This is a genomic window from uncultured Litoreibacter sp. (assembly GCF_947501785.1).
Lineage (GTDB): Bacteria > Pseudomonadota > Alphaproteobacteria > Rhodobacterales > Rhodobacteraceae > Litoreibacter.
On sequence record NZ_CANMXB010000001.1, the window covers coordinates 2,273,484 to 2,292,167 of the forward strand.

At 62.9% G+C, this 18,684-nt stretch carries 20 protein-coding genes; 9 read left to right on the forward strand and 11 right to left on the reverse strand.

The genetic code is table 11. The features are described 5' to 3' along the window. The first annotated feature begins 6 nt into the window (after positions 1–6). Complete coding sequence (locus tag Q0899_RS11360; protein WP_298293876.1) at positions 7–879, forward strand: bifunctional helix-turn-helix domain-containing protein/methylated-DNA--[protein]-cysteine S-methyltransferase; 873 nt, start codon at positions 7–9, stop codon at positions 877–879. Here the strand turns inward: Q0899_RS11360 and Q0899_RS11365 are convergent. Further along, positions 876–1,526: a TetR/AcrR family transcriptional regulator gene (locus Q0899_RS11365; protein WP_298293882.1), complete on the reverse strand. Its 651-nt coding sequence runs from the start codon at positions 1,524–1,526 to the stop codon at positions 876–878. The two genes, Q0899_RS11360 and Q0899_RS11365, sit on opposite strands and share 4 nt — an antisense overlap. Before the next feature lie 114 nt (positions 1,527–1,640). On the opposite strand from Q0899_RS11365, the gene Q0899_RS11370 reads away from it, so the two are divergent. After that, positions 1,641–2,645, forward strand: coding sequence for an NAD(P)-dependent alcohol dehydrogenase (locus tag Q0899_RS11370; protein WP_298362076.1), 1,005 nt, complete (start codon positions 1,641–1,643; stop codon positions 2,643–2,645). Here the strand turns inward: Q0899_RS11370 and Q0899_RS11375 are convergent. Then, complete coding sequence (locus tag Q0899_RS11375) at positions 2,623–3,228, reverse strand: ferric reductase-like transmembrane domain-containing protein (RefSeq protein ID WP_299192901.1); 606 nt, start codon at positions 3,226–3,228, stop codon at positions 2,623–2,625. The two genes, Q0899_RS11370 and Q0899_RS11375, sit on opposite strands and share 23 nt — an antisense overlap. A 6-nt stretch (positions 3,229–3,234) precedes the next feature. Continuing rightward, positions 3,235–3,708, reverse strand: a complete 474-nt coding sequence (locus Q0899_RS11380) for a twin-arginine translocation pathway signal (protein ID WP_299192903.1) — start codon at positions 3,706–3,708, stop codon at positions 3,235–3,237. A gap of 262 nt (positions 3,709–3,970) precedes the next feature. On the opposite strand from Q0899_RS11380, the gene Q0899_RS11385 reads away from it, so the two are divergent. From Q0899_RS11385 to Q0899_RS11395, 3 genes are all read left to right on the forward strand, one after another. Continuing rightward, positions 3,971–4,606, forward strand: coding sequence for an OmpA family protein (locus Q0899_RS11385; protein WP_298293901.1), 636 nt, complete (start codon positions 3,971–3,973; stop codon positions 4,604–4,606). 147 nt (positions 4,607–4,753) lie between these two features. Then, a complete protein-coding gene (locus Q0899_RS11390; RefSeq protein WP_298293904.1) occupies positions 4,754–5,404 on the forward strand; it encodes an OmpA family protein in 651 nt (216 codons plus the stop codon). Positions 5,405–5,506: 102 nt separating this feature from the next. After that, on the forward strand, positions 5,507–6,274 hold the full coding sequence (locus Q0899_RS11395; protein WP_298293907.1) for an FCD domain-containing protein: 768 nt from the start codon (positions 5,507–5,509) through the stop codon (positions 6,272–6,274). Here the strand turns inward: Q0899_RS11395 and Q0899_RS11400 are convergent. Together Q0899_RS11400 and Q0899_RS11405 are read right to left on the reverse strand one after the other, a co-directional pair. Further along, the gene (locus Q0899_RS11400) at positions 6,271–7,503 is read right to left on the reverse strand and encodes a mandelate racemase/muconate lactonizing enzyme family protein (RefSeq protein ID WP_299192906.1); all 1,233 of its coding nucleotides are present in this window, start codon (positions 7,501–7,503) and stop codon (positions 6,271–6,273) included. The genes Q0899_RS11395 and Q0899_RS11400 overlap by 4 nt on opposite strands. A gap of 106 nt (positions 7,504–7,609) precedes the next feature. Beyond that, complete coding sequence (locus tag Q0899_RS11405; protein ID WP_298295909.1) at positions 7,610–8,698, reverse strand: zinc-binding dehydrogenase; 1,089 nt, start codon at positions 8,696–8,698, stop codon at positions 7,610–7,612. A gap of 144 nt (positions 8,699–8,842) precedes the next feature. Here Q0899_RS11405 and pcaD point away from each other — a divergent pair, with 144 nt between their 5' ends. Genes pcaD through Q0899_RS11420 form a run of 3 tightly spaced genes read left to right on the forward strand, consistent with a single transcriptional unit; the run spans position 8,843 to position 12,176 of the window. Further along, positions 8,843–9,631, forward strand: coding sequence for a 3-oxoadipate enol-lactonase (gene pcaD, locus Q0899_RS11410; RefSeq protein ID WP_298293914.1), 789 nt, complete (start codon positions 8,843–8,845; stop codon positions 9,629–9,631). A gap of 3 nt (positions 9,632–9,634) precedes the next feature. Next, entirely contained in the window at positions 9,635–10,960 is a 1,326-nt protein-coding gene (locus tag Q0899_RS11415) for a lyase family protein (protein ID WP_299192909.1), read from the forward strand. A 1-nt stretch (position 10,961) separates the two neighbouring features. Next, positions 10,962–12,176, forward strand: a complete 1,215-nt coding sequence (locus Q0899_RS11420; protein WP_299192911.1) for a TCR/Tet family MFS transporter — start codon at positions 10,962–10,964, stop codon at positions 12,174–12,176. 98 nt (positions 12,177–12,274) lie between these two features. On the opposite strand, the gene Q0899_RS11425 is transcribed toward Q0899_RS11420, so the two are convergent. From Q0899_RS11425 to Q0899_RS11440, 4 genes are read right to left on the reverse strand one after another with little or no spacing between them, the layout of a single operon-like run. Further along, a complete protein-coding gene (locus Q0899_RS11425; protein WP_299192913.1) occupies positions 12,275–13,456 on the reverse strand; it encodes an endonuclease/exonuclease/phosphatase family protein in 1,182 nt (393 codons plus the stop codon). After that, positions 13,453–14,433, reverse strand: coding sequence for a threonine/serine dehydratase (locus Q0899_RS11430; protein WP_299192915.1), 981 nt, complete (start codon positions 14,431–14,433; stop codon positions 13,453–13,455). The genes Q0899_RS11425 and Q0899_RS11430 overlap by 4 nt, the downstream gene beginning before the upstream one ends. Continuing rightward, positions 14,430–15,251, reverse strand: coding sequence for an alpha/beta hydrolase (locus tag Q0899_RS11435; protein ID WP_299192917.1), 822 nt, complete (start codon positions 15,249–15,251; stop codon positions 14,430–14,432). The genes Q0899_RS11430 and Q0899_RS11435 overlap by 4 nt, the downstream gene beginning before the upstream one ends. Then, on the reverse strand, positions 15,248–15,934 hold the full coding sequence (locus Q0899_RS11440) for a haloacid dehalogenase type II (protein ID WP_299192919.1): 687 nt from the start codon (positions 15,932–15,934) through the stop codon (positions 15,248–15,250). The genes Q0899_RS11435 and Q0899_RS11440 overlap by 4 nt, the downstream gene beginning before the upstream one ends. Before the next feature lie 95 nt (positions 15,935–16,029). Between Q0899_RS11440 and Q0899_RS11445 the strand changes: the two genes are divergently transcribed. Continuing rightward, the gene (locus Q0899_RS11445; RefSeq protein WP_298362118.1) at positions 16,030–16,407 is read left to right on the forward strand and encodes a VOC family protein; all 378 of its coding nucleotides are present in this window, start codon (positions 16,030–16,032) and stop codon (positions 16,405–16,407) included. Between the two features lie 113 nt (positions 16,408–16,520). On the opposite strand, the gene Q0899_RS11450 is transcribed toward Q0899_RS11445, so the two are convergent. Together Q0899_RS11450 and fabB are read right to left on the reverse strand one after the other, a co-directional pair. Then, positions 16,521–17,309, reverse strand: a complete 789-nt coding sequence (locus Q0899_RS11450) for an SDR family oxidoreductase (RefSeq protein ID WP_299192925.1) — start codon at positions 17,307–17,309, stop codon at positions 16,521–16,523. A gap of 6 nt (positions 17,310–17,315) precedes the next feature. Then, the gene (fabB, locus tag Q0899_RS11455) at positions 17,316–18,545 is read right to left on the reverse strand and encodes a beta-ketoacyl-ACP synthase I (RefSeq protein ID WP_298362121.1); all 1,230 of its coding nucleotides are present in this window, start codon (positions 18,543–18,545) and stop codon (positions 17,316–17,318) included. Positions 18,546–18,684 lie beyond the last annotated feature (139 nt).

The following is an 18,684-nucleotide window of genomic DNA, read 5'->3' on the forward strand; positions in this document are numbered from 1 at the left end:
GATGCCATGACCCAACTTGCAGACACCACCGCGACCGAGCCCGCCTCCTACCATTACGCGGTGATCAAACGCGCGATCGAGATGATCGACGCACAGAACGGCACCGACCTGTCTTTGGAGGAACTTGCCGCGCAGATGCGGATGAGCCCCGCGCATTTTCAACGCCTGTTCAGCAAATGGGTGGGCGTGTCACCCAAGCGCTACCAGCAATACCTGACGCTGGGCCACGCCAAGGCCTTGCTGGACAACAATTTCACCACCCTTGGCACCGCCGACGCGGTTGGCCTGTCCGGCAGCGGCCGGCTGCACGACCTGTTTGTGCGCTGGGAAGCGATGAGCCCCGGCGAATTTGCCCTGAAGGGCGAGGGGCTGACCATCTACTGGGGCTGGTTTGAAAGCCCGTTTGGCCCTGCATTGGTGATGGGGACCGAGAAGGGCATTTGCGGCATCGGCTTCGGCGCCGAGACCGGGGAGGAGGAAGCGATGCGCGACCTGACCTCCCGCTGGCCCAAAGCCCGCTACGTGGAAGACCCGATGATGCTGCGGCCCTGGGTCCTTGCGGCCTTTGGCGCGGGACAGGCGGGCAGCAACGAGGCCCCGCTTTACCTGATGGGCGCGCCGTTCCAGATCAAAGTGTGGGAGGCATTGCTGAGCATCCCGTCGGGCAAGATCACCACCTATTCCGAGATTGCGGGCCATATCGACGCGCCCAAGGCGGTCCGCGCCGTTGGCACCGCCGTCGGACGCAACCCGATCAGCTGGCTGGTGCCGTGTCACCGCGCCCTGCGCAAATCGGGCGGCTTGGGGGGATACCACTGGGGCCTGCCCGTCAAACGCGCCATGCTGGCCTTCGAAACCGCGCGGGCGGAGGCCGGTTAGTCGGCAGCGGCCGCATCCAGCCCGTCCAAAATCAGATCGAGCACAAACAGAAATTCGTCGCAATTCTCCAGGTCGTCGAGATGCGCCTGCACGTGGTCGGCGAGATAGGGGTAATCGTCACCCAGCCCGCTCAGAAAGCCCTCCACGATTGCCGGAAAATCCGGCCCGAGCACCTTTTGGTAGCCAACTTGCTGTTGGGAAAACCCGACAATGTGCATGATGATAGCATGATACCCGCGATAGACGATCGCCTGCCCTAGGCCGCCCACCGTCAGCACCTCCAGGATCGAATCCATGAAACGCGTGCGGTTTGGCCCGGGCATGCGAAGGCTCCACTCAGCCGTGGCCCAGTGATGCTTCAGCAAGATACCGTTGGCGGATCGCGCGGATGCTCTCATGGCGACCTTCCAGTCGCCTTCGAAATTGGGCAGCTCGACCTTCCCCACAACCAAATCGAGCATATCTGTGAGAAGCTCGTCCTTATTGGCAACATGGTTGTACAGCGACATCACCCCGCAATTCAGCTCCTTCGCGAGTTTGCGCATTGTCAACGCCTCGACATCATGGGTGTCGGCAAACTCGATCGCGATCTCCAGGATGCGTTGCCGATTGAGAAAATTTCTCGAGCCAGGTGGTTTTGAGCTCATGGGTCCCCGCGGATTGATCACTATCGATTTGACTTCCGTACAATGTACGTTTAGCCAATGCCACGTCAACGTACAGTGTACGTTCCGAGTCATTCAGCCATGGAGAAGAGCCTCATGCCCCCCGAAAGCCGCACCCTGAACCCGCCCATGCGCGCCGTCATACATGACAGCTACGGCCGCGCGCATAAGCTGAAAATCGAGGACATCGCGCGCCCGACATGTGGGCCGGACGAGGTTCTGGTGGCGGTGCATTCCGTGTCGGTGAACCCTTACGACTGGCACAACATGACGGGCACCCCGCTTCCCGTTCGCCTCTCGGGGGGACTGTGGCGGCCGAAGGAAAGCCGCCTGGGGGTCGACGTAGCCGGCGTCGTTGAAGGCGTCGGCACAAATGTCAGCCGCTTTAAGGTCGGCGACAAGGTCTTTGGGTTTGCGGATGGGTGCTTTGCGGAATTTGTCTGCGCCAAGGCGAACGAGCTGACCGAGATGCCTGACAACATGTCATTTGACGAAGCCTCCGCCGTTCCCGTCGCGGCCCTGACCGCATTGCAAGGGCTTGCCAAACATGGCGGCGTCACCGCGGACCAACATGTGCTGATAAACGGCGCATCGGGAGGCGTGGGCACGTTTGCGGTGCAGATTGCCAAATCCTTGGGCGCGCAGGTGACCGGCGTTTGCGGACCCACAAATGGCGACATGGTCAAATCCCTCGGGGCAGATCAGGTTATCGATTACACCAAGGCGGATTTCACCCAAAACCGGGACGCCTACGACGTCGTGCTGGACAACATGGGCAACAAGACGATGTCGGGGTACAAAAACTGCCTCAAGCCGGGCGGTAAGCTTGTTGTTGTGGGCGGCCGCAAAGGTGTTGTTCTTGGCCCTGTGGCCCATATGCTCAAGGCGCTTTTGGCCTTCAAATTTGGCAGCTACCAGGCGGCAGTATTCATTGCGGACCGGCTGGAAGAGGACATGGCAAAGATCACCGAGCTGCTTGCATCCGGCGCCCTGAAACCGGTTATCGACCAGACCTACCCATTTGAACAAATCAGGGACGCGATAGCGCATCTCGAGACGGGGCGCGCCCGCGGCAAAATCATCGTCCAGCTGGTGGGCTGAGCCCCAGCATCCGAAGCGCGGGGAGCACGGCCTTGCCCGTCGCCAAAATGACCAGCGCGCAAAGCGCGCCCTTCGAGATGGGCTCCATCGTGCCTTCGATCAGCAGCGCGTGGGTGACCGTGCCTGCCACGATCACGACGGCAAGCGCCGTGTGACCAACGCGCCATACGCAGGGGCGCAGCTTGCGGCGGAGCGTGGCGAGGGTCGCGGTGACGAAGACCGCCCACATGGCAATGACGCCCCAAACGGAAAACGGCGTGGGCGAACGAAAGAGCAGCGCATCGACCGCATCGGGCGGGCTGGTCATCCAAAGCCCGCCGACATGGGCCAGAATGGCCGTGACAAGAAGCACGCCGACCAAGCGATGGATGTAGCGGGCCCTGGGCAGTTGCAGGCCGGGAAGCGCACCGGCCGCCAGCAACGGCTGCAGCACCATCAACGCGAGCGCCGCGACCCCCGCGAGGCCCGCCGCGATGTAGATCGGGTCCCGATACGCCAGCAACGGGCTTTGCACCGCCAGCGTCAGCGGCACCAGCAGCGCGCCGGCTAGCACGACCCAGATCAAAAGCGACCGTGCGGTCATCGACGGTCAGACCGGCTTCAGGACAAAGTCCACATGAAGCGTGGTGTCGCTGGCGCTGCCCATGACCGGGCGCAGGAACACCGTCTCGAACGCTTCATCATCATAGGCGAGGTGGCCGTGCGGCTGGCCAAAGGCGGGGACGATCTGTGGCATTTCAAGGCGAAATTCGCCTTTGGAGTTGGTCAGGGTGGCACCATGGCTGTGGGGGTCACGCTCATGCCCCTCGGTGGTATGCGCCCAGATCTGAATGCGTTGCCCCCCCAACGGCGCGCCGTCGCCCGCGCGGCGCACCGTGCCGGTCATCCAGAACCCGCCGCCGCCGATACGGTCCACAATGGGCGCACCGGGGAGGTAGTTATTGGCCCCGCCGCGCATGGTGGGTGTCGGGGCCAGACCCTGCGCGCGGGCGGGCATGCCTGTGACAAGCACCGCACCGGCAGCGGCGAGAAGCGTTCGGCGGGTGTGCAATATCTTGGTCATGACAGCGGTCTCCTGCGGCGACGATACGGGTTGAAACTGAGTATAGCCCCAAACCGCGGAAATTCGAACCGGCAGCGGCAGTCAAACCGCCGTGATCGCGCCCCGGCCATTTCCCGCCTGTTTTCAGAAGATTTCAGCATTGTGAACGCGGCGGCGGGAACCTGCCCGTCCCCACTTTGTTGTGAGTTGAACCCCGGGCCGCGACCCCCAACATTTACCCGCACCTGCCGCGCTGCGTCGTGGCCATGAAAGGAATGCTGCTATGAAACCTCTATTGATTGCCCTGCCTGCCGCGCTTGCGCTGAGCGCCTGCGCCCCCGCCGGAGACCCGAACCAACGCGCCAAGAACGGCGCCCTGATCGGGGCCGTGGTGGGCGGCGCATTGGGTGCAAATTCGACCAGCGACAACAAGCTGGAACGCGGCGTGATCGGAGCCGTGGTCGGTGGCGCTGTAGGTGGTGCGCTGGGCAACGAGCTGGACAAGCAGGCCGGCGAGTTGCGCCGCGATTTGGACAGCGACATCGGGGTGGTCAACACCGGGTCCGAGCTGCGTGTGACCATGCCGCAGGACTTGCTTTTCGCCACTGACAGCGACCGCTTGCGCGGCGATCTGGTGCAGGACATCCGCGTGCTGGCGAACAATTTGAACGACTACCCGAACTCCACCGTCATCGTGGTCGGCCACACCGACAGCACGGGCGGGGCCTCTTACAACCAGAACCTGTCGGAGCGTCGAGCAGGCTCAGTTGCGGCGGTGCTGCGTAGCGAAGGCGTTGCCTCGTCCCGGCTACGCACCCTTGGCCAGGGCGAGGCGCAACCCGTTGCGTCAAACGCCACTGCCTCGGGGCGCGCGCAGAACCGCCGGGTGGAAATTATCATCCGCCCGAATGCCGCATAGGCGCAGCCTGAGCTGACGAGAGGGTCGCGGGGCGGGCGGCAATGATCCGCCAGCCCCGCGATTCCCCTTAACAAACAAGGGGCTGAGGGGTATTATCTGCCTATAACCACGCCAAAATGGCGGGACACATAACCGAGGCAGGTAACAATGACCCTTAAAACACTGGGCGTAGTGGGCGCAGCCGTGCTGTCCCTGAGCGCATGCGACACCACCAATTTCGACACATCCAACGTCAACAAATCGCAGACCGGCGCCATCATTGGCGGCGTTGTGGGCGGCCTGATCGGCGCATCGAGCGACGATAACAAGATCTTGAAAGGCGCCGTGGGCGCAGGCATCGGGGCCGCCGCTGGCGGCGTGATCGGGCATCAACTGGACAAGCAAGCGCAGGACCTGCGCCGCGACATCCCCAACGAAGACATCGCGATTGAAAACACCGGGTCCGAGCTGAAGGTGACCCTGCCGCAGGCGCTGCTGTTTGCATCCGACAGCGCGACCTTGGACCCTGCCTTGGAAAGCGACCTGCGCGCGCTTGCGGGCAACCTCAACAGCTACCCCGACAGCACCGTGCGTATCGTGGGCCACACGGATGACACCGGCTCAGACAGCCACAATTTCGACCTGTCGGAACGCCGCGCCTACGCGGTGTCCTGGGTTCTGGAAGGCGCGGGCGTGTCCACGACCCGGCTGCAGCCGGTGGGCGCGGGCGAGGCGCAGCCCGTATCCTCCAACCTGACGGAAGAAGGCAAGGCGCAAAACCGCCGCGTGGAAATCCTGATCCGGCCCAACGCGGCCTGACCCGCACACAGTTTCGAAAACGGCCCCGCCTGTTCGGGGCCGTTTTTGTTTGCCGCCCTCGCAAAGTGGTCATATAAATTGACCAATTATCAGGGGTAGGTCATGCCATTCGAAAAGATTCAGGCCGAAAAACTATCGGGCGCGGTGGTCAAACAGATCGAGCTGTTGATCCTGCGCGGCATATTGCGCCCCGGCGACCGCTTACCCTCGGAACGGGAATTGGCGGAACGGCTGGGTGTATCGCGCCCATCGCTGCGCGAAGCCGTGGCGACCTTGCAGGACCGCGGGCTATTGGACACCCGCGCGGGGGCTGGCATCTTCGTGGGCAACGTCATGGGGGCCGAATTTTCCGAGACCCTGGTGCGGCTGTTCTCCGACCACGACGAGGCGATGTTCGACTACATCTCCTTCCGCCGCGACATGGAGGGCATGGCGGCTGAGCGCGCAGCGCGGCTGGGATCAGACACCGACCTGAAGGTCATCGCCACAATCTTCGGCAAAATGGAGGCCGCCCACACCAAGCGCAACCCGACCGAGGAAAGCCTGCTGGACGCCGAATTTCATCTGGCGATCATCGAGGCCAGCCACAACGTCGTCATGCTGCATATGATGCGCGCCATGTTCCAACTGCTACGCGAAGGCGTGTTCTACAACCGGCAGGTGATGTTCAAGCAGCGCACCACCCGCGACACGCTGCTGGACCAGCACCGCGCCATCAACGACGCGCTGCAAGCCCGCGACCCGCACGCAGCCAAAGCCGCCGTGGCCGCGCATCTGACCTATGTCGAAAACAGCCTGTCCGACCAGCAACGCACCGACCGCAACGAGGCGATTGCGGTGCAGCGGCTGCAACAGGAAGCCGCGCGCTAATCTTCGATTGGCGGGGCGCCGCCCGCAAATGTGTTCCCGCCTTGGTAATTGCAGGGGTCTTCCTGCATCTGCAGATGCAGCTCGTTGCCGGTGTAGGGGTGCGCGCGGGCCAGATCCTCATTGAAATCGATGCCTAGGCCGGGAGCCTCGGGCGGCGTGATGTAGCCGTTTTCTACCCGGATCGTGCCGCCGATCAGATCATCGTGGAACTTGGTTTCGATGCTTTCGCACATCAACAGGTTCGAGATCGACGCGCCCAGATGGATGTTGGCCGCCCATTCCACCGGCCCCGCATAAAGATGCGGCGCCATTTCCGCATTAAACACCTCGGCAATGGCAGCAAGCTTCTTCATCTCCCAGATGCCGCCGGCGCGGCCCAAGGCGGGCTGCAGTATCTTCGCCCCGCCCGTGCGCAAAACCGTCGCGAACTCCGCTTTGGTCGTCATCCGCTCCCCTGTGGCAATGGGGATGCGCACGGCATCGGCCACGGCCTTGAATTCCAGCAGATTGTCCGGCGGGATTGGCTCTTCGTACCAAAGTGGGCTGTAAGGCTCCAACGCCTGTCCCAGCCGGATCGCGCCAGCCGTGTTGAACTGCCCGTGCGTGCCAAACAGCAGATCGGCGCGGTCGCCGACCGCCTCCCGGATCGCCTTGCAAAACGCCACCGACATCGAAATATCGCTCATCGCGGGCTGGTGCCCGCCGCGCATCGTGTAAGGCCCGGCGGGGTCGAATTTGACAGCCGTATAACCCTCTTCCACCCGCGCGACGGCCGCCTCAGCGGCCTGATCGGGTGAAAACCAGAACTCCGTCAGATCGTGATGCGGCAACGGGTAAAGATAGGTGTAGGCCCGCACCCGGTCATTCATTTTGCCGCCCAAAAGCGCCCAAACGGGCCGCCCGCGCGCTTTGCCCAGAATGTCCCAGCAGGCAATCTCAAGCCCAGAAAACGCGCCCATGACGGTCGGATCAGGGCGTTGCGTAAACCCCGAGGAATAGGCACGCCGAAACATCTTCTCGATGCTCTCGGGGCTTTCCCCCAACATGTGCCGCTCAAACACATCGCGCACGACGGCAACTTGCACATCGGGCGCCACGGCGGAGGCATAGACCTCGCCGTACCCAACGATCCCGTCCTCCGTGGTCAGCTTGGTGAAAATCCAATACCGCCCGCCCCAACCCGGGGCCGGAGGGGCGACAACGAATGTCTCAAGGCCTGCCAGTTTCATCTCGCGTCCCTCTTTCTTCGTTCATAAATATTCCGGGGGCCTTGCCCGTGCGGCTCGGGGGCAGAGCCCCCGAAAGAGCACAAAATATCAAGCGCGCGGAACGCGCTCATTCAAACACAATCACGTTGCGCCGCGCGGCGCCGCTGCGCGTGTCGGCAATCGCCTCGTTGATCTGATCCAGTGACCAGCGGCCCGAAATCAGCTCGTCCAGCTTCAGCCGCCCCTGCTGATACAAATCCACCATCCATGGAATGTCGCGACGCAGAACCGTGTCGCCCATTTTGGTCCCCTTCATGCCCTGCCCGACGGCGCCCAAAATCACGGGTTCATACTCCGCCTTGGCCCCGGAATGCGGCATGCCGACGATATACATATCGCCGCCCGCCGCCAGATAGCGCAGGCCCTGCTCGAAGGCGGGGATCGCGCCGACGGTGACAAACACCGCATCCGCCATGCGGCCACCGGTGATCTTGGCGATCTCCTTCCAGGGCTTTTCAGCCGTCGCCAAAACGCCGTCGGTGGCCCCGAACTCGCGGGCCACCTCCAGCTTTTCTTCCAGCACATCCATCGCGATAATCCGCGCAGCACCCGCAATGGCTGCCCCTTGGATCGCGTTCAGGCCCACGCCGCCTGCGCCGATCACCACGACGTTTTGCCCGGGGCGCACCTGCGCCGTGTTCACCACAGCGCCCATACCGGTGATGACGCCGCAGGACAAAAGCGAGGCCGCGTCCATCGGCATATCATCGGGAATACGCGCGATTTGGGACTGGTCCACCACGGCCTTTTCGGCAAAGGCCCCGCAGGCAAGACCGTGCTGCAACGTGCCGCCATCCGCGGTTTTCAATGGCCCCGCGTCGCGGTCATAGCCGGTGCCGCATTGCACAGGTTGGCCCGTCGCGCAGGGCATGCAGGTGCCGCAGGACCGGATCAGGGTGACCAACACCGCATCGCCGACGTTGTAGTCGGTCACACCTTCGCCCAATGCAGTGATCCGCCCCGCCGCCTCGTGGCCATAGACCGCAGGCAACGTCCCGCCCCAGCCGCCATCGATGAAAGACAGGTCGGAAAAGCAGATGGCGCAGGCTTCCAGCTTAACCTCGACCTCGCCTGCTATTGGCGCGGCCAGCTCGACCTCCTCGATGACAAGGGGGGCGCCAAATTCATGGCAGACGGCGGCTTTGACGAGGGGCATGGGCAGGTCCTTTGTGTCTTGTTGCCCATGACCTTTGACCGGCGCAAAACCCGGTGCAAGCGGTTTTGCGACAGCGACGGCATGGATTGCGCCGCGCCGCCCGCGCGGATAGGTTTTGACGACTGACTTCTGGGAGGATCCGTCATGCCATTTCTCGACCTCGATGACATCAAGCTGCATTACCGCGAAGACGGCGACCCGAACGGCGCGCCGCTGGTCTTCGCCAACTCGCTTGGAACCACGTTGCACCTGTGGGACCCGATCATGGACCTGCTGCCCAAAGGGCTGCGCATCATCCGCTACGACATGCGCGGGCATGGGCAGACGGACGTGCCGAAACCGCCCTACACGATGGGCGCGATGGTGCGCGATGTGGAACAGCTGATGGATCACCTGAGCGTCAAAGACGCCATGTTTGTCGGCCTGTCGGTGGGCGGGCTGGTCGCGCAAGGCATTGCCACCAAACGGATGGACCTGGTGCGCGCCATGGTGCTGTCCAACACCGCCGCCAAAATCGGGACGCATGAGATATGGCAAGGCCGGTTCGACCTGATCAACGACGGCGGGATGGAGGCCGTGGCGGATGCCACCATGGAGCGGTGGTTCTCACGCGCGTGGCACGGCTCGCCCCAGATCGCGCCGTGGCGGGATATGCTGACCGACACCAAGCCAGACGGCTATATCGGTTGTGGCCATGCCATTGCAGGGACCGACTTTTACACGACGACCGCGGCTTTGACCCTGCCCACACTGGCGATTGCCGGGGCCGAGGACGGGGCAACCCCACCAGACCTGCTGCGCGAAACGCAAGAGCTGATCAAGGGCAGCCAGTTTTACCTGATCCGCAAGGGCGGCCATCTGCCGTGCGTGGAACAGCCGGAAGAATATGCGCAAGTGCTGACCAAATTCATGCGCGACACAGGGCACATCTAGACCATGGCCGTGACGCCCTTTGACAGCGGGCTCTACCGCGACCTGTTTCACGACGCCGAGATCGGCTCGCTGTTTTCCGACAGCGCCGAGGTTCGCGCGATGATGCTGGTTGAGGGCGCTTTGGCCAAGATGCAGGGGCAGCTTGGCATCATCCCCGAGCTGTCCGCCGCCTTCATCACTCGCAGCTGCCGCGAAATACAGGTCGACCCGACCGGGTTGGCCGCAGAGACAGGTGCGAACGGCATCCCCGTGCCCGCCCTCGTCAAAGCCATGCGCACCGCGATGGAGGCGCCGGAACACGCGCAATACCTGCATTGGGGCGCGACCACGCAGGACATCATGGACACCGCACTGGCCCTGCGGCTGCGGCAGGTCTTTGCGCTGATCGAGAAGCGGCTGGAAGCGGTTTTGTGGCGGCTGGCCGATATGGCCGAAACCCATGCGGAACTGCCGATGGCCGGACGCACCTGGATGCAGGTGGCCACACCGACCAGTTTTGGCGCGGTCTTAGCCGGCTGGGGCCTGCCTTTGTGGGACCTGCACTATACCCGTGACAGTGTGAGTTTTGGCTTCAAAAATGTATCTCTTTCCGGGGCCGCCGGAACCGGGGCTGCCTATGGCCCGAAGGCCGCCGAGTTGCGCCAGAAACTGGCCGATGAGCTGCGGTTGGGCAACCGGGACGCCAGCTGGCACTCTGCGCGCAACGGGATTGCGGGATTGTCCGCATGGTTGACCCAGATCAGCGCCTCGCTTGCCAAGATCGGCGAGGACATCCTGCTGATGACGCAAAGCGGCATTGGCGAGCTGCGACTTGGCGGAGGGGGGAGTTCCTCCACCATGCCGCAAAAGCAGAACCCCGTGGCGCCGTCCTTGCTGAGCGCCCTGGCACGCGGCGCAATTGGCGCGAACACCACCGTACAAGGCGCCGCGATCCACCGACAGCAGCGCGACGCCGCCGCCTGGATGAGCGAATGGATCGCCTTGGGTCAGGTCTGCATGAGCGTTGGGCGCGGCCTGAATGTGGCCGAGGACCTGCTGGGCCGGATTGAGCCCGACGCGGCGGCCATGCTGGCCAATATCGACGACGGGCGCGGGCTGATCTATGCCGAGGCGCTGCAATTTGCGCTGACCGACCGCATGTCACGGCCCGAGGCGCAGGCCGCCGTGAAAGAGCTGTGCCAAGGTATCATTGCAGAGGGCGGCAGCTTGCCCGACGCCGCCATTGCCAAATGGGGTGACGCGGATTTGGCGGATTTGTTCACACCAGCGGCCCAGCTTGGGCTGGCCCCAACAGATGCGAAGAGCTTTGCGGCCATGGTACGCGCCTGAGATGCCAAGCAAGGCCGTCACCTTCGTTTTGATCACCGTGATGCTGGATGCCATGGGCATCGGGTTGATCCTTCCGGTGATGCCGGACCTGATCCAGGAGGTGCGCGGCGCAGGGATCGGCAGCGCCGCCCTGTGGGGCGGCACCCTGTCGGCGGTGTTCGCCGCGATGCAGTTCCTGTTTGCCCCGACCCTTGGCAACCTGTCGGACCGGTTCGGGCGCAGGCCGGTCTTGCTGATCTCATTGGCGGTGATGGCGTTTGACTACGTTTTGATGGCCGTGGCCGGCACGATGACGCTGCTGATCATCGGGCGCATATTGGGCGGCATCACCGCCGCCACCCATTCGACGGCGGCGGCGTTTATGGCCGATATATCGCCGCGCGAGAAAAAGGCGCAGAATTTCGGGCTGATCTCGGCGGCGTTCGGCGCGGGGTTTGTTTTAGGGCCAGTGATCGGCGGCTTATTGGCGGAGCTTGGGCCGAGAGCCCCCTTCTGGGCGGCAGCCGTGCTGACAGCGGCCAACTTTTTGTTCGGCTATTTCGTGCTCCCCGAAACCGTGACCGACGAGACCCGCCGCCCCTTTGACTGGGAGCGCGCCAACCCTGTGGGCGCATTTGACTATATCAGCCGCCTGCCCGGGCTGACCGCGTTGATGGGGGTTTATTTCTTCTACCAGATTTCCAACATGGTCTACCCGGCGGTCTGGGCCTACTACACCGCGGCCAATTTCGACTGGTCGCCGGGCATGATCGGGGCGTCCCTTGCGGTGTACGGGATTTCGACCGCCCTTGTCCAAGCGGTGCTGATCCGGCGGATCATCAACCGGTTCGGAGAACGCAAGACCGTCTATTTCGGGCTGCTTTACAACGCCTTCACCCTAACGCTGATCGGGCTTGTAACCAACGGCTGGTTGCTGCTGGCCCTGACGCCATTGGCGGCCGTCGGCGGTGTCGTGGCACCCGCCCTGCAAGCCGTGATGTCGGGCAAGGCGGAAGACAACCAACAGGGCGAATTGCAAGGGGTTCTGGCCTCGATCAACTCGATCGGGATGATTGTGGCCCCCTTGGTGATGACCCAGATTTTCTGGTTCTTCACCGGGAAGAGCGCATGGCTATATCTGCCCGGCGCGCCGTTCCTGTTGGCGATGCTGCTGATGGTCGTGTCGTGGATGATCTATTCATCCAGCCTACGCAACCCGACCGGGGCAGCCACCTGAATGGGCAGCTTGCGCTGCGCTTGTTTTACACTGCTCTTGGGGAGGTTCCCTCCCCGCCGCAGGGGCATCCCCTGGAGCATATTTTCGGCAGAAAGAAGCTAGCGGTTCCACAGCTTGAAATGGCCCATGATCTGTCCATGGTCCGAGGCGAGCTTGTTATAGGGTGCTTCTGGGTGGGAGCCGTCAGTGAGGTGGTCGTTGAAGACCGTGAAATATTCCATCTCGCCAATCTGGTTGGAGCCGTCGCGGAAATGACGTGAGATCAGGATCTGGTCGATGCTTTCGAAGACGCCCCCGAAAGCAGAGGTGTAGACCATGTCGCGCAGGGACTTTTTGACGAACAGCTTTTCGCAGCTTTCCAGTCGGACCGCATCGACGGCTTCCTGAATCGCCTCGTTTTCGTCGTCTTTGTAGCGGTCATTGGGGTGCTTGGCGTCGTGGCGCAGCATCCAGGAATAGTTTTTGAACGGGCGCTCACCGGCGATGATTTCGGAGCTGACCGCGTTTTCGCTGTCGTTGAAATCGCCCAGCACCATGACCGGGTGGCCCTTTTGGAGTTCTTCGACGATCAGGCGGTGCAGGACCCAAGCCTCGGCCATGCGGCGTGTTGCGGCGCGCAAAGCGCCCAAGGCGCGGCCGACGGGATCGTAGCTGGTCAAGTCGGCCTCGGGCGCGTGGTCGGCGCCGTCGGGGCGGTGAAACTCGCCGAGCTTGGACTTGAGGTGGCAGTTGAAAACCGTGATTGTGGTGCCTTTGACCGGCACGCGGGCTTTCAGGATCGGCCGTGACAGGCGGGTCAGCTTGAAATGGCCCGCCTCGCCGCCCTGGAAATCGACCTGCAGCTCCGGCGACAATTCCTGAATGATCTCGGGCGTGCCTTCAAATCCGTAGCGCGACAGGATGGCGACGCCGGGGCGGCGTTCACCGGGCGCGCCGTCATTGGCGTTGGGGGCGAAGGCGATCTTGGCGTCTTTGTAATCCGTGTAGGCCAGTTTCCGAAAAATCGCGCGCTTGCGGTAGCGTTTGGACGCGTCAGGGACCACATCCGCGTTGGAGGCGGCCCCGATGCGGTCGGCCTCATCCACCACCGCCTGCAGCGCGGGCAGCTCGAAAATTTCCTGGAACCCCACGATATCGGCGTTCATGCGCACCAGCATGTCGGCCAGCCAGTCCTCTTTCCAGGCGTGTTCCTCGACCGTGTATTGCTGGAAGCGGTAATATTCCTGCTCCGCGCCGATCAGGTTTTTGACGTTGAAGCTGGCGATGGTGAAGTCGGTCATGACTGGTTCCCGTATTTGGTCAGCGCGGATTGGAAGAGGTCGGCGTCCACATTGCCGCCGGAGGCCACGGCGATGATGTCCTCGCCGTCCACCTGATTATTGTGGAACAATGCGGCGGCCAGCGCGATTGCGCCGCCGGGTTCCAGCACGATTTTCAGCCGCGCGAAAGCAAGCGCCATGGCGCGCAGGCAGTCTTCTTCGGGGACGACGATGCCGGGGCCACAGAGGCGATTGAGGACCGGGAAGGTAATGTCGCCTGGTTGCGGCGTGATGATGGCGTCGCAGATGGAGCCGGAGGTTTGCGCGTTGCGCTCGATCTTTCCCGAGGCCAAAGAGCGGGTGACGTCATCAAAATGTTCCGGCTCTACGGGGCGGGTTTTGAGATGAGGGGCTTTGGCCTCCAACGCCAGCGCGATGCCGGAGGTGAGGCCACCACCGCCACAGCAGACGAGGACATTTTTGGCGTTGACCCCGAGGTCTTCGGCCTGGGCTGCGATTTCCAGGCCGGTTGTGCCTTGGCCCGCAATGACCTGCGGCTCGTCGAAGGGTTTGATCAGCGTCAGGCCGCGCTCCTGGGACATGGTGGCGCCGATGGTGTCGCGGTCCTCGCTTCCGCGATCATAAAGGACGACTTCGGCCCCAAGTGCGCGCGTGTTGTCGATCTTCATCTGCGGGGCGTCGGCGGGCATGATGATGACCGCACTGGTGCCATGTTCGCGGGCGGCCAAGGCCACGCCTTGCGCATGATTGCCGCTGGAAAAGGCGATGACACCGGCTTTGAGCGCGTTGTCAGTGAGCGAAGACACCGCCGACCAGCCGCCGCGAAACTTGAAGGAGCCGGTGTGCTGCAGGGCCTCCACTTTGAGGAAAATGCGCCGGCCTGCGATCTCGTCCAGGAAGGGCGAGGTCAGCATGGGCGTCACACGGGCGTGGCCTTTGAGGCGGGTGGCTGCCGCCTCGATCATCTCGATATTCATCTGCATTCCTCCAGCCACGCCTTGATTGTCAGCAAAGACACGGGTTCATCCAGGAACGGAACGTGGCCGCGATCCGGCACATCCGCATACAGCATGTCGGGACGTCTTTCTTCCATCCTGGCGGCGGTCTGTGGGGTGAGCAGGTTGGAGTTTGCGCCGCGCAAAAGCGCAAGGGGCAGGCCATCCAGCGCGTCAAAGAAAGGCCAAAGGTCGGGGTTGAGGTTTTGCGGGCCGCCCAACACGGCGTCACGCAGGGCCGGATCATAGTTGAAATTCAGGCCATTTGCGTCCTCGATATAGTGGCGGTCGGCTTCGTGCTCCCATCGCTCCTGGGGGACATTGTCGAACCCCGCCATGCGGGTGGACAGGCCCTGCACCGCCTCGGCGCGGGTTTTGAAGACAGGGCGGCGCCCAAGGTAGTCCTTGATGGCTTCAAGGCCGGGGGCCGCGATTTCGGGGCCGATATCGTTGAGACACACCCCGATCAGACGGTCCTTGACCGTTGCCGCCAACCCCATCGCGATGATGCCGCCGCGCGACGTGCCAAGGATGGCTGCCTTGTCGATGCCCAGATGGTCGAGCAGCTCGACCGCGTCGAGGCCCTCGCGCTGCAACGTGTAGGTATCGGGGCCGGACCAGTCGGAATTGCCGCGGCCGCGATAGTCGAGACGGATCAGGCGGACCTTGTCCAGATGCGGGGCGACATAATCGAAGTCTGAGCCGTTGCGGGTGAGGCCTGCGAGGCAGAGGACGGGCAGGCCCGCGCCCTCGTCCGTGTAGTGCAGATTTGCGCCGTCAGACGCCGTGAAACTGCTCATAATTTTGCGGCCAGTTCGGGGATGGTGGTGAGGTCTTTCAGCACGTTTGTGGGCTTCCATGGCAGGCGGTCCATCGGCTCTCCGGCGCGGTTGACCCAGACGGTTTGGAAGCCGTAACCCGCCGACGCCGCCGCGTCCCAACCGTTGGAGGAGACGAAGAGCACTTCGTCATTGGCGCAGTCAAAGCGTTTGCCCACAAGGTCGTAGACCGATTTATGCGGCTTGAAGATGCCGACGCTTTCGACGCTGAGCACATCGTCGAGGAATTCGCCGACGCCTGCTGATTGCACCGCGCCGTCCAGCATCGCGGGCGAGCCATTGGACAGGATCGCGGTGCTGAGGCCTGCGCTTTTGAGAGCACCAAGCATGTCGGGCACTTCCGGGTAGGCCTGCAATTCCCAGTAGAGCTGCAGCAGGCGTTCGCGCAGTTCTGCGTCATTGAGGCCGTTATTTTCCATTGCCCAGTCGAGCCCGTCTTGGGTCACATCCCAGAAGTCGCCATGCGCGTCCGCCACGGCGCGCAGCCACGTGTATTGCAGCTGCTTGAGGCGCCAATCGTTTGCCAGCTTCTGCCAGCATTTCGCCAGATCATCGCGCCCCGGCTCTGACGCGGCGGTGCGGGCGGCGGCGGCCACGTCAAACAGCGTGCCGTAAGCGTCAAATACGCAGGTGGTGATGGGCATGGGCAATCCTCCTGCCGTGGAGACTTGCACAGGTGCTGGGTGAGGAAAACACGAGAATTGTGTTAAGATCAGGCCGGTACAATGAGGAGAAAGCCATGAGCGAGACCCACGGAACCGTCCACTGGACCGAGCTAAACACCCATGACGTCGACAAAGCCATTGCGTACTACACCAAGCTGTGCGGCTGGTCGTTTGATAAGATGCCGATGGAAGGCGCGGACTACCATATCGCCATGAAGGGCGACCAGATGGTGGCGGGGATGTTTGATTTGGCGGCTATGCCGGAGATGAAGGACCTGCCGTCGCATTGGCTGACCTATCTGGCCGTAGATGACGTAGACGCTGCCGCGAAAGACACCGAAGCGCTGGGCGGGACAATTATCCGTGCGCCTTGGGATGTGGAGGGCGTGGGGCGGATCGCCATTCTCACCGACCCGAGCGGGGCGGCCTTTGGGATGATGACCCCGTCTTGATTGCACCGCCTGACGGCGTCGCTACGCGTCGGGGCATCGTCCATTGTTCTTGAACCGATGGCGAACGAGGACGATCCCCACACCCCCGGGATATTTTTGAATATGGGAAGGGGTTAGAGATTTTCCGGCTGCGGCATGCCCAGCACGTGATAGCCGCCATCGACGCGGATGATCTCACCCGTCGTGCAGGCCCCCGCATCAGAGGCGAGATAAACAGCCGTGCCGCCGACCGCGTCCAGCGTGGCATTGGCGCGCATCGGGGAATTGGCCTCGGTCTGGCGGAAGGTTTTTCTAGCCCCACCAATTGCCGCGCCGGCCAGCGTTTTCATGGGACCGGGCGAGATGGCGTTGACGCGAATGCCATCAGGACCGAGGTCGTTGGCAAGGTAGCGGACGGTAGATTCCAGCGCCGCCTTGGCCACGCCCATCACGTTGTAGAACGGCGTCACGCGATTTGAGCCCTGGTAGGTCAGGGTCAACAGCGTCCCGCCTTCATTCATCAGCGGGGCCGCGCGTTTGGCCACATCGATCAGCGAGTAGCAGCTGATCACCATCGAGTTCTTGAAGTTCTCGCGGCTGGTGTTGATGAAGCGGCCGGTCAGCTCGTTCTTGTCGGAAAACGCGATAGCGTGGACGACGAAGTCCAGACTGCCCCATTTGTCCTTCAACGTGTCAAAGCACGCATCCAGCGACGCGTCATCGGTGACGTCCACATCGACCAGAATGTCGGAGCCCAGGCTTTCCGCCAGCGGGGCCACGCGTTTGCCAAAGGCCTCGCCCTGGTACGAGAACGCAAGCTCAGCGCCCTCGGCGGCCATAGACTTGGCGATGCCCCATGCAATGGAACGCTCATTCGCAACGCCCATGATCAGGCCGCGTTTTCCGGTCATCAGGTTTGCCATGGGGAATTAGTCCTTAAACTTGGAAAGCAACATCGAGCCGTTGGTGCCCCCAAACCCGAAGGAGTTGGTCATCACCGTGTCCAGCCCCGCGTTTTCGACCAACTTGGTCGCGATCTCGGCCGGGTCCAGCGCGGGGTCCAGTGTCTCCACATTGATCGACGGGGTGATAAAGTCGCCATCGAGCATCAGCAGGCAGTAGATCGCCTCCTGCGCGCCGGTGGCTCCTTGTGAGTGGCCGGTCATCGACTTGGTCGAACTGATCGGCGGCGTGCTGCCCTGGCCGAAGACGCGGCGGACCGCCTCCACCTCGCCCACATCGCCCACTGGCGTGGAGGTGCCATGCGCGTTGATGTAGCTGACCGCGCGGCCCTCGGGGATCGTGTCCATCGCCAAACGCATCGCGCGCTCGCCGCCCTCGCCTGAAGGGGCCACCATGTCGGCACCGTCCGATGTCGCGCCAAAGCCCGTCACCTCGGCGTAGATCTTCGCGCCGCGTGCCTGCGCATGTTCCAGGCTTTCCAGCACCACCATGCCGCCGCCGCCCGCGATGACGAAGCCGTCACGGTCGGCGTCAAAGGCGCGCGAGGCCTTGGTGGGGGTGTCGTTGTATTTGCTGCTCATCGCGCCCATGGCGTCAAACAGGCAGGACAGCGTCCAATCCAGTTCCTCGCCGCCACCCGCAAACATGACGTCCTGCTTGCCCAGCATGATCTGCTCTGACGCCGCCCCGATGCAGTGCAGCGAGGTCGAGCAGGCGGATGTGATCGAATAGTTGATGCCCTTGATCTGATACGCCGTGGCCAGATTGGCCGAGATGGTCGACCCCATGCATTTGGGCACCGCAAACGGCCCGATGCGTTTGGTCGCACCGGTTTGCAGCACCGATTGGTGCGCCGCGAACATGGCCGAGGTGGACGGCCCGCCCGAGCCCGCGATCAACCCGGTGCGCGGGTTGATGATGTCGCTTTCTTCCAGACCCGCATCCGCAATGGCCTGCTCCATGGCGATATGGGCGTAGGCCGCGCCCGGCCCCATGAAGCGCAGGCGGCGTTTGTCCACATGCTCCTTGATGTCGATCTTCAGGGTGCCCGCGATCTGGCTGCGGAACCCGTGCTCCGCCATTTCTGCTGAAGCCTCAATGCCGGAGCTTCCAGCCTTCAACGCGGCGGTGACCTCCTCAGCGGAATTGCCGATGGGGGAAACAATCCCCAATCCTGTGACGACGACGCGACGCATGGGCGTGCTCCTTGGTTTGGCTCAACTAATGTTTAGGACGCGGCGGGACGGGGGCGCAAGCAGGAAGGCGTCGCTGCGGCATTCACCGGTCGCATCGTGTCTTGTTTCATCTTGGCCGAAATATGCCGGGGTGCGGGGC

Bases quoted from the DNA above. Each gene is read 5' to 3' on its own strand.
- Q0899_RS11395 (WP_298293907.1), top strand. From the start codon at position 5,507: ATGCCATTCGAAAAGATTCAGGCCGAAAAACTATCGGGCGCGGTGGTC.
- Q0899_RS11370 (WP_298362076.1), top strand. From the start codon at position 1,641: ATGCCCCCCGAAAGCCGCACCCTGAACCCGCCCATGCGCGCCGTCATA.
- Q0899_RS11375 (WP_299192901.1), bottom strand. From the start codon at position 3,228: ATGACCGCACGGTCGCTTTTGATCTGGGTCGTGCTAGCCGGCGCGCTG.
- Q0899_RS11420 (WP_299192911.1), top strand. From the start codon at position 10,962: ATGCCAAGCAAGGCCGTCACCTTCGTTTTGATCACCGTGATGCTGGAT.
- Q0899_RS11380 (WP_299192903.1), bottom strand. From the start codon at position 3,708: ATGACCAAGATATTGCACACCCGCCGAACGCTTCTCGCCGCTGCCGGT.
- fabB (WP_298362121.1), bottom strand. From the start codon at position 18,545: ATGCGTCGCGTCGTCGTCACAGGATTGGGGATTGTTTCCCCCATCGGC.
- Q0899_RS11400 (WP_299192906.1), bottom strand. From the start codon at position 7,503: ATGAAACTGGCAGGCCTTGAGACATTCGTTGTCGCCCCTCCGGCCCCG.
- pcaD (WP_298293914.1), top strand. From the start codon at position 8,843: ATGCCATTTCTCGACCTCGATGACATCAAGCTGCATTACCGCGAAGAC.
- Q0899_RS11360 (WP_298293876.1), top strand. From the start codon at position 7: ATGACCCAACTTGCAGACACCACCGCGACCGAGCCCGCCTCCTACCAT.
- Q0899_RS11365 (WP_298293882.1), bottom strand. From the start codon at position 1,526: ATGAGCTCAAAACCACCTGGCTCGAGAAATTTTCTCAATCGGCAACGC.
- Q0899_RS11430 (WP_299192915.1), bottom strand. From the start codon at position 14,433: ATGAATATCGAGATGATCGAGGCGGCAGCCACCCGCCTCAAAGGCCAC.
- Q0899_RS11440 (WP_299192919.1), bottom strand. From the start codon at position 15,934: ATGCCCATCACCACCTGCGTATTTGACGCTTACGGCACGCTGTTTGAC.
- Q0899_RS11390 (WP_298293904.1), top strand. From the start codon at position 4,754: ATGACCCTTAAAACACTGGGCGTAGTGGGCGCAGCCGTGCTGTCCCTG.
- Q0899_RS11435 (WP_299192917.1), bottom strand. From the start codon at position 15,251: ATGAGCAGTTTCACGGCGTCTGACGGCGCAAATCTGCACTACACGGAC.
- Q0899_RS11445 (WP_298362118.1), top strand. From the start codon at position 16,030: ATGAGCGAGACCCACGGAACCGTCCACTGGACCGAGCTAAACACCCAT.
- Q0899_RS11405 (WP_298295909.1), bottom strand. From the start codon at position 8,698: ATGCCCCTCGTCAAAGCCGCCGTCTGCCATGAATTTGGCGCCCCCCTT.
- Q0899_RS11385 (WP_298293901.1), top strand. From the start codon at position 3,971: ATGAAACCTCTATTGATTGCCCTGCCTGCCGCGCTTGCGCTGAGCGCC.
- Q0899_RS11450 (WP_299192925.1), bottom strand. From the start codon at position 17,309: ATGGCAAACCTGATGACCGGAAAACGCGGCCTGATCATGGGCGTTGCG.
- Q0899_RS11425 (WP_299192913.1), bottom strand. From the start codon at position 13,456: ATGACCGACTTCACCATCGCCAGCTTCAACGTCAAAAACCTGATCGGC.
- Q0899_RS11415 (WP_299192909.1), top strand. From the start codon at position 9,635: ATGGCCGTGACGCCCTTTGACAGCGGGCTCTACCGCGACCTGTTTCAC.